This window comes from Aquabacterium sp. A08, from assembly GCF_011742065.1.
The window spans coordinates 1-7,954 of record NZ_JAAQQT010000681.1 but is presented as its reverse complement, the minus strand read 5'-3'; the positions used below and the strand labels follow the sequence as shown (position 1 = coordinate 7,954).

Here is a 7,954-nt window from a genome sequence, read left to right as displayed (position 1 = left end):
GTGACCGCGTTGTGCCCGCCGTGAAAGACCGCCACGCGCTGCCCCATCTCCCAGCGCACCTCGTCGGCCGCGTAAGACAGCACCGCCTGTTCCAGACTGATCCAGGACTGCGGCACGCCCTGGGCCGACAACTTCAACACCTTCACCGACCGACCTCCGCGCGCAACGCCCCGGGGGGCACCCAACCACAGAATTCGCTCATCCCGCCCCGTGGCGACACGGTGGACGGGTGGATGCATCAACTTGTGTCAATATAGCGCGCTTTGCTGTCGGCTTCACGACAGAACCACCCGTTTCCCCACGCGACCCATGAAAATCCTCCGCGGCCTGGACAACCTGTTGCGCTGGCAACGCAACGGCGGCGCCGGCTGTGCCCTGACCATCGGCAACTTCGACGGCGTGCACCGTGGCCACCAGGCCATGCTGGCGCTGCTGAACAACGAGGCGCGCCACCGCGGCGTGCCCAGCTGCGTGCTGACCTTCGAGCCGCACCCGCGCGACTACTTCGCCGGCAAGTTCCAGCAGCCCGACCTGGCCCCGGCCCGCATCGCCACCCTGCGCGACAAGCTGCACGAGCTGCGCGCCTGCGGCGTGGACCAGTGCGTGGTGCTGCCTTTCAACGAAGCCCTGGCCCGCCTGCCGGCCCAGGCCTTCATCGACGAGGTGCTGGTGCGCGCCCTGGGCGTGCGCTACGTGCTGGTGGGCGACGACTTCTGCTTTGGCGCCGGGCGCCAGGGCGACTACGCCATGCTCGACGCCGCCGGCACCGCCCTGGGCTTTGACGTGGCCCGGATGATGAGCTACGAGGTGCACGGCCTGCGCGTGTCGAGTTCGGCCGTGCGCGAGGCCTTGGCCGAAGGCCGCATGGACGACGTGGCCGCCCTGCTGGGCCGCCCCTACAGCATCAGCGGCCACGTGGTGCACGGGCGCAAGCTGGGCCGCGAACTGGGCGCCAGCCGCGACGGTGCGGGCGACGGCTTTCGCACCCTGAACCTGCGCTTTGCGCACTGGAAACCGGCGGCCAGCGGCATCTTCGCGGTGCAGGTGCATGGGCTGGACCCTGCCCCCGACGCGCCGCCGCTGACCGGTGTGGCCAACCTGGGCGTGCGCCCCTCGCTCGACCCCGGCGACGTCAACGGCGGGCGCGTGCTGCTGGAAACCCATTGCCTGGACTGGCCCGAGCGCGTGCGGTGCGCCCTGGCCCAGGCCCCGACGCCGGGGGAGGCCTACGGTAAAATCGTGCGGGTGGAGCTGCTGCACAAACTGCACGACGAGTTGAAGTACGACAGTCTGGACGCCCTGACCCAGGGCATTGCCAAAGACTGCGATGACGCGCGCGCCTGGTTTGCGGCCCGCACCGCAGGCGGTGAACACCCCCTGCACGGCAGCCACGCCGCCCTGCGCCGCCAGACCACGCGCGACCGAATTTGACGCCCGCCCCGCAAGCGGCCCACGCCGGCTTGCGCCCGCCGCCCACCCCTGGACCGGCTCGGGGTGGGGGCCCACCGAATCCCCTTCCTGCACCCGCGGGCCGAGCCTGTCGAGAACCCCCTTCCGGAACACGCCATGTCCGACGCCAAACCTGCCGACCACAGCGCCACGCTGAACCTGCCCGACACCCCCTTCCCCATGCGCGGCAACCTGCCGCAGCGCGAGCCGGGCTGGGTGCAGCAGTGGGAAGAACAAGGCATTTACCAGCGCCTGCGCGAGGCCCGCAAAGGGGCTCCGAAGTTCATCCTGCACGACGGCCCGCCCTACGCCAACGGCCAGATCCACATCGGCCACGCCGTCAACAAGGTGCTCAAGGACATGATCGTCAAGGCGCGCCAGCTGGCGGGGTTTGACGCGCAGTACATCCCCGGCTGGGACTGCCACGGCCTGCCGATCGAAAACGCCATTGAAAAGCTGCACGGCCGCAACCTGAGCCGCGACCAGATGCAGGCCAAGGCGCGCGCCTTTGCCACCGAACAGATCGCGCAGCAGATGGCCGACTTCAAGCGCCTGGGCGTGCTGGGCCAGTGGGACAACCCGTACAAGACGATGGACTTCGCCACCGAAGCCCACGAAATCCGCGCCTTCAAGCGCGTGATGGAGCGCGGCTTCGTCTACCGGGGCCTCAAGCCCGTGTACTGGTGCTTCGACTGCGGCTCCTCGCTGGCCGAATTTGAGATCGAATACCAGGACAAAAAGAGCCAGACGCTGGACGTGGGTTTCCTGTGCGCCGAACCGGCCCAGCTGCTGCACGCCTTCTTTGGCCACAGCGGCCTGCCGCACACCGACACCACCGGCCTGCAAGCGCAGCCCATGTTCGCGGTGATCTGGACCACCACCGCCTGGACCATCCCCGCCAACCAGGCGCTCAACGCCCACCCCGAGCTGAGCTACGCCCTGGTGCAGACCGAGCGCGGCCTGCTGGTGCTGGCCGAGTCGCTGGTGGAGAAGTGCCTGGAACGCTACGGCCTGAGCGGCACCGTGCTGGCCACCACCGCCGGCCAGCGCCTGGGTGGTCTGAAATTCCGCCACCCGCTGGCCCACGTGGACGCCGGCTACGACCGCCTCAGCCCCATCTACCTGGCCGACTACGTCAGCGCCGACGACGGCACCGGCATCGTCCACTCCGCGCCGGCCTACGGCGTGGACGACTTCAACAGCTGCGTGGCCAACGGCCTGGCCTACGACGACATCCTCAACCCGGTGCAAGGCAACGGCCAGTACGACGAGGCCCTGCCCCTGTTCGGCGGCCAGAACATCTGGAAGGCCTGCCCGGTCATCATCGACACGCTGCGCGAGCACGGCCGCCTGTTCGCCACCGCCACCATCACCCACAGCTACCCGCACTGCTGGCGCCACAAGACGCCGGTGATCTACCGTGCGGCTGCCCAATGGTTCGTGCGCATGGACGAGGGCGACGGCATTTTCACCAAGGACAAGGCCGCCAAGACGCTGCGCCAACTGGCGCTGGACGCCATCGAGCACACTCGCTTCTACCCCGAAAACGGCCGCACCCGCCTGCGCGACATGATCGCCAACCGGCCCGACTGGTGCATCAGCCGCCAGCGCAGCTGGGGGGTGCCCCTGCCCTTCCTGCTGCACGTGGACAGCGGCGAGCCGCACCCGCGCACGCCCGAGATCGTGGACCTGGCCGCCGCGGTGGTGGAGCAAGGCGGCATCGAGGCCTGGAGCCAACTGAACGTGGCCGACATCCTGGCGCGCATCGGCGACGCCGCCGACCCGGCCAGCTACAGCAAGAGCACCGACATCCTGGAGGTGTGGTTCGACTCCGGCACCACCCACACCACGGTGCTCAAAGGCAGCCACGCCGGCAGCGGCCACGACAGCGGCCCCGAGGCCGACCTGTACCTGGAAGGCCACGACCAGCACCGCGGCTGGTTCCACAGCTCGCTGCTCACCGCCTGCGCCATGTACGACCGCGCGCCCTACCAGGGCCTGCTGACCCATGGTTTCACCGTGGACGGTCAGGGCCGCAAGATGAGCAAATCGGTCGGCAACGTGGTGGCGCCGCAGACCATCAGCTCCAAAATGGGCGCCGAAATCATCCGCCTGTGGGTGGCCGCGACCGACTACTCCGGCGACCTCGGCATCGACGACAAGATCCTGGCCCGCGTGGTGGACGCCTACCGCCGCATCCGCAACACGCTGCGCTTCTTGCTGGCCAACATCAGCGACTTCGACCCCGCCACCGACGCGGTGCCGGCCGAGCAGATGCTGGAGGTGGACCGCTACGCCCTGAGCCGCGCCGCCCAGTTCCAGGCCGAGGTGCTGGCCCACTACCACGCCTACGAGTTCCACCCGGTGGTGGCCAAGCTGCAGGTGTATTGCTCGGAAGACCTGGGCGCCTTCTACCTGGACGTGCTGAAGGACCGCCTGTACACCACCGCGCCCAAGAGCCTGGCGCGCCGCAGCGCCCAGACCGCGCTGCACCAGATCACCCACGCCATGCTGCGCTGGATGGCACCCTTCCTGAGCTTCACCGCCGAAGAGGCCTGGGCGCTGGTGGGCACCCCGGTCAACGGCTCGCCCAGCATCTTCACCGAAACCTATCTCCCGCTGGAAACGCCGAATGAGGCCTTGCTGGCCAAGTGGGCCCGGGTGCTGGAACTGCGCGCGCTGGTCAACAAGGCCATCGAGGACGTGCGCACTGCCGGCCAGCTGGGCTCGTCGCTGCAGGCGCACGTCACCCTGACCGTGGGCGCCGAAGACCTGGCCCTGCTGCACAGCCTGGGCGACGACCTGAAGTTCGTGCTGATCGTCTCGCAGGTGACCGTGCAACAGGGCAACGAGGTGGCGGTGCAGGTGGCCCCGGCCACCGCGGCCAAATGCGGCCGTTGCTGGCACTACCGCGACGACGTGGGCCACGACCCGGCCCACCCGGAGCTGTGCGGCCGCTGCACCAGCAACCTGCACGGCACGGGCGAAACCCGCACCGTGGCCTGAGGACGGCAGCGCATGGCCAAACCTTCGTCCCGCGGCATGCTGGTCTGGCTGGGGCTGGCCTTCGCCATCTTCCTGCTGGACCAGTTCACCAAGGTGCTGATCCTGGGCAACTACCGGCTGGGCGAGGGCACGGTCGTCACCTCGTTCTTCAACATCGTGCGGGTGCACAACAGCGGCGCGGCGTTTTCCTTCCTGGCCAACGCCGGCGGCTGGCAGCGCTGGTTCTTCACGGTGGTGGGGCTGGGCACGGCGGTGTTCATCGTCTGGATGCTGCGCTCGCACCACGGGCAAAAGCTGTTCGCGTTTTCGCTGGCCTGCCTGCTGGGCGGTGCCCTGGGCAACGTGCTGGACCGGCTGCTGCACGGCTACGTGGTGGACATGCTGGACTTCCACTGGCGCTTTCTGGCTCCGCTGTTCCCTGGCGGGCACTTCCCGGCCTTCAACGTGGCCGACATGGGCATCACGGCCGGGGCGATCGGGCTGGTCCTGGACGAAATCCTTCGGGTGCGGCGGGCGCGCTGAGCCCGGCGGGTCAGGCCCACGACAGGCGCGCGGTTAAGATGTGCTGAACATGCGCCACCGCCCCTTGCCCGCCGCCCCGCTGCGCCAGTGCTGTCTGGCGCTGCTGGGCGTGGCGGCCCTGGTGGCCTGGGTGCCGCCGGCCTCGGCCCAGGCCGTCACCTGCCACCTGGCCTACGCCGGCGCCAGCCGCAGCTTCACCATCGCGCCGGCCGCGCACGGCGAGCCCCCCGCGCCGCAGATCGAAGGCGCATCCTTCGCGTTCGAGGTGGTCAACCGGCTGCCGCCGGAGCCCGGGGCCGGGGTGGAAATCAACACCTACGGCGTGTTCGCCGGCACGCCTTTCCTGCTGCACCAGGCCCGCTACGCGGTGCCCGGCGGCCACACCGGGCCGCACGGCTTCACCGGCCTGCAGGTGGTGCGCGAACCGGTGCGCCTGAACGAACTCGCCTACTGGTGCGAACGGGCCGGCCGCTGAGCCGGCCCGGCCCGCCTCAGGGCAGCAGCACCGTGGAGCCGGTGGTCTTGCGCGCCTCCAGGTCGCGGTGGGCCTGCTGCACCTGGTCCAGCGGGTAACGCTGGTCCACATGGATTTGGACCTGGCCGCTGGCGACGACGCCGAACAGGTCGTCGGCCATGGCCTGGGTGCGCTCGCGGCTGGTGATGTGGCTGAACAGCGTCTGGCGGGTGACGTAGACCGAGCCCTTGGCCGCGAGCATGGCCGGGGCGAACGGCGGCACCGGGCCGGAGGCGTTGCCAAAGGTCACCAGCAGGCCGAAGGGGGCCAGGCAGTCCAGCGAGCCCTCCCAGGTGTCTTTGCCGATGGAGTCGTACACCACCTTCACACCGCGCCCGCCGGTGATGGCCTTGACGCGGGCGACAAAGTCCTCGGTGGTGTAGTTGATGGCGTGGGCGGCGCCGTTGGCCAGGGCCAGCGCGCACTTGGCGTCGGAGCCGGCGGTGCCGATGAGCTGCAGCCCCAGCGCCCGCGCCCACTGGCAGGCAATCAGGCCCACGCCCCCGGCGGCGGCATGGAACAGCACGAAGTCGCCCGGCGCCAGGCCCTCGACCGGTTTGCACTTTTTCAGCAGGTACTGGGCGGTCAGGCCCTTGAGCATCATGGCCGCGCCGGCCTCGAAGGAAATGGCGTCGGGCAGGCGGCAGACGTTCATGGCCGGCATCACCCGCACGTCGCAGTAGCTGCCCGGCGGGTTGGCGGCGTAGGCGGCGCGGTCGCCGACGCGCAGATGGGTGACGCCCTCGCCCACCGCCTCGACCACGCCGGCGCCTTCCATGCCCAGCTGCAGGGGCAGCGGCAGGCTGTACAGCCCGCTGCGCTGGTACACGTCGATGAAGTTCAGGCCGATGGCGTGGTGGCGGATGCGCACCTCGCCCGGGCCGGGGTCGCCCACGCTGACCGGGACGAGCTGCATCTGTTCGGGACCGCCGACCTGCTCGATGCGGACGGCGCGGCTGGGGATGGGGGGCATGGGGTCTCCTGTCGTTTGAGGCGTGCATGGTGCCACGAATGCGACCGCCGCGCTGTCGCGCGCCCCACGCGGCCCCGCCGGGCTTGTTACATTCGGGCGGATGTCTGCCCCACACCCCGCCCCGCTGAGCCTGTCGACCGCCCTGCTGCTGCTGATTCCCCCGCTGATGTGGGCCGGCAACGCGGTGGTCGGGCGCATCGCCGCGCCCTGGATTCCCCCGGTCACCTTCAACCTGCTGCGCTGGATCATCGCCTTCCTGATCCTGCTGCCGCTGGCCGGCTGGGTGCTGCGCCGCGGCAGCCCGCTGTGGCGCGACTGGCGCCGCTTCGCCTGGCTGGGGCTGTTCGCGGTGGCCGGCTACAACATGCTGCAGTACCTGGCGCTGAAAACCTCCACCCCGATCAACGTGACGCTGGTGGCCGCCAGCATGCCGGTGTGGATGCTGGTGGTGGGGCGGCTGTTTTTCCGCGCGCCGGTGCGGCGCCAGGCGGTGCTCGGCTCGGTGCTGTCGCTGACCGGCGTGGTGGTGGTGCTGACCCAGGGCGACTGGCGCCAGCTCGGCCACCTGCAACTGGTGCCCGGCGACGCCTGGATGCTGCTGGCGGCCTTCGTCTGGGCCTGCTACAGCTGGCTGCTGACGCGGCAGAACGAGGCCCCGGAAATCCGCCGCGACTGGGCCGCCTTCCTGCTGGCCCAGACCACCCTGGGCCTGGGCTGGGCCGGGCTGCTGACCGCCGGCGAATGGCTGTGGCTGACCCAGCTGGCCGCCCCGACCGGCGCGCCCCTGATCCAATGGAGCTGGGCGCTGGCGGCGATTTTGCTGTTCGTGGCGCTGGGGCCGTCGCTGCTGGCCTACCGCTGCTGGGGCACCGGGGTGCAGCGGGCCGGACCCACCATCGCCGCTTTTTTCAGCAACCTCACCCCGCTGTTTGCCGCGCTCATGTCGGCGGCCTTCCTGGGTGAGCCACCCCGGCTGTTCCACGCGGTGGCCTTCGGCCTGATCGCGCTGGGCATCGTGGTGTCGTCGGCGCGGCGGCCTTGACGCCATCATCCGGTACTATGATGTTGATGTGACGTAAGCAATTGTGAAACACCAGGCCCGCCCAGACACAGAGGCAACCCAGAGGCCGTCGCACCCCACGTTTTCAAGGGAGGAAACCCGTGTCTCTGCACCCCTGACCCCGTTCCACGCACCGCTGCTGATGGACCGCGGCCCGACGCCGGCCGTTGCCGCACGGCCCTGCCCCTGGCGCGCCCCCGGCCCCTGCCGGGCGGCCCACGCCCCCCGCTTTGCCCTGAATTTACGAGGTCGCCCATGACCCCCGTCTGCCCTGACTGCGGCACCGAAAACCGCCCGGGTGCCAAACGCTGCAAAAGCTGCGGCACCGAACTGACCCGCGCCTGCCCCGCCTGTGGCGTGGCCAACAAGCCCGAAGCCCGCTTCTGCGCCGGGTGCGGGCATGGCCTGCAAACGCCGCCGGCAGCGCCCA

The 7,954-nt window shown here is 70.0% G+C and carries 7 protein-coding genes and 1 pseudogene; 6 read left to right on the top strand and 2 right to left on the bottom strand.

Annotated elements, in window-relative coordinates:
• Positions 1-146, bottom strand: a pseudogene (locus tag HA630_RS23765) (HNH endonuclease); the annotation flags it as partial.
• A 163-nt stretch (positions 147-309) separates the two neighbouring features.
• Here HA630_RS23765 and HA630_RS17250 point away from each other — a divergent pair.
• From HA630_RS17250 to HA630_RS17235, 4 genes are all read left to right on the top strand, one after another.
• A complete protein-coding gene (locus HA630_RS17250; protein WP_166836267.1) occupies positions 310-1,431 on the top strand; it encodes a bifunctional riboflavin kinase/FAD synthetase in 1,122 nt (373 codons plus the stop codon).
• Between the two features lie 135 nt (positions 1,432-1,566).
• Positions 1,567-4,455, top strand: coding sequence for an isoleucine--tRNA ligase (gene ileS, locus HA630_RS17245; protein WP_166836265.1), 2,889 nt, complete (start codon positions 1,567-1,569; stop codon positions 4,453-4,455).
• 12 nt (positions 4,456-4,467) lie between these two features.
• Complete coding sequence (gene lspA / locus HA630_RS17240) at positions 4,468-4,977, top strand: signal peptidase II (protein WP_166836263.1); 510 nt, start codon at positions 4,468-4,470, stop codon at positions 4,975-4,977.
• Between the two features lie 49 nt (positions 4,978-5,026).
• The gene (locus HA630_RS17235; protein ID WP_166836256.1) at positions 5,027-5,452 is read left to right on the top strand and encodes a hypothetical protein; all 426 of its coding nucleotides are present in this window, start codon (positions 5,027-5,029) and stop codon (positions 5,450-5,452) included.
• Between the two features lie 16 nt (positions 5,453-5,468).
• On the opposite strand, the gene HA630_RS17230 is transcribed toward HA630_RS17235, so the two are convergent.
• The gene (locus tag HA630_RS17230) at positions 5,469-6,464 is read right to left on the bottom strand and encodes a quinone oxidoreductase (RefSeq protein WP_166836261.1); all 996 of its coding nucleotides are present in this window, start codon (positions 6,462-6,464) and stop codon (positions 5,469-5,471) included.
• 100 nt (positions 6,465-6,564) lie between these two features.
• Between HA630_RS17230 and HA630_RS17225 the strand changes: the two genes are divergently transcribed.
• Together HA630_RS17225 and HA630_RS26615 are read left to right on the top strand one after the other, a co-directional pair.
• Entirely contained in the window at positions 6,565-7,506 is a 942-nt protein-coding gene (locus HA630_RS17225; RefSeq protein WP_166836259.1) for a DMT family transporter, read from the top strand.
• Between the two features lie 273 nt (positions 7,507-7,779).
• Positions 7,780-7,954 (top strand): double zinc ribbon domain-containing protein (locus tag HA630_RS26615; RefSeq protein ID WP_166836258.1); only part of this gene is annotated, 175 nt, incomplete at its 3' end.

Bases quoted from the DNA above. Each gene is read 5' to 3' on its own strand.
- HA630_RS17250 (WP_166836267.1), top strand. From the start codon at position 310: ATGAAAATCCTCCGCGGCCTGGACAACCTGTTGCGCTGGCAACGCAAC.
- ileS (WP_166836265.1), top strand. From the start codon at position 1,567: ATGTCCGACGCCAAACCTGCCGACCACAGCGCCACGCTGAACCTGCCC.
- lspA (WP_166836263.1), top strand. From the start codon at position 4,468: ATGGCCAAACCTTCGTCCCGCGGCATGCTGGTCTGGCTGGGGCTGGCC.
- HA630_RS17235 (WP_166836256.1), top strand. From the start codon at position 5,027: ATGCGCCACCGCCCCTTGCCCGCCGCCCCGCTGCGCCAGTGCTGTCTG.
- HA630_RS17230 (WP_166836261.1), bottom strand. From the start codon at position 6,464: ATGCCCCCCATCCCCAGCCGCGCCGTCCGCATCGAGCAGGTCGGCGGT.
- HA630_RS17225 (WP_166836259.1), top strand. From the start codon at position 6,565: ATGTCTGCCCCACACCCCGCCCCGCTGAGCCTGTCGACCGCCCTGCTG.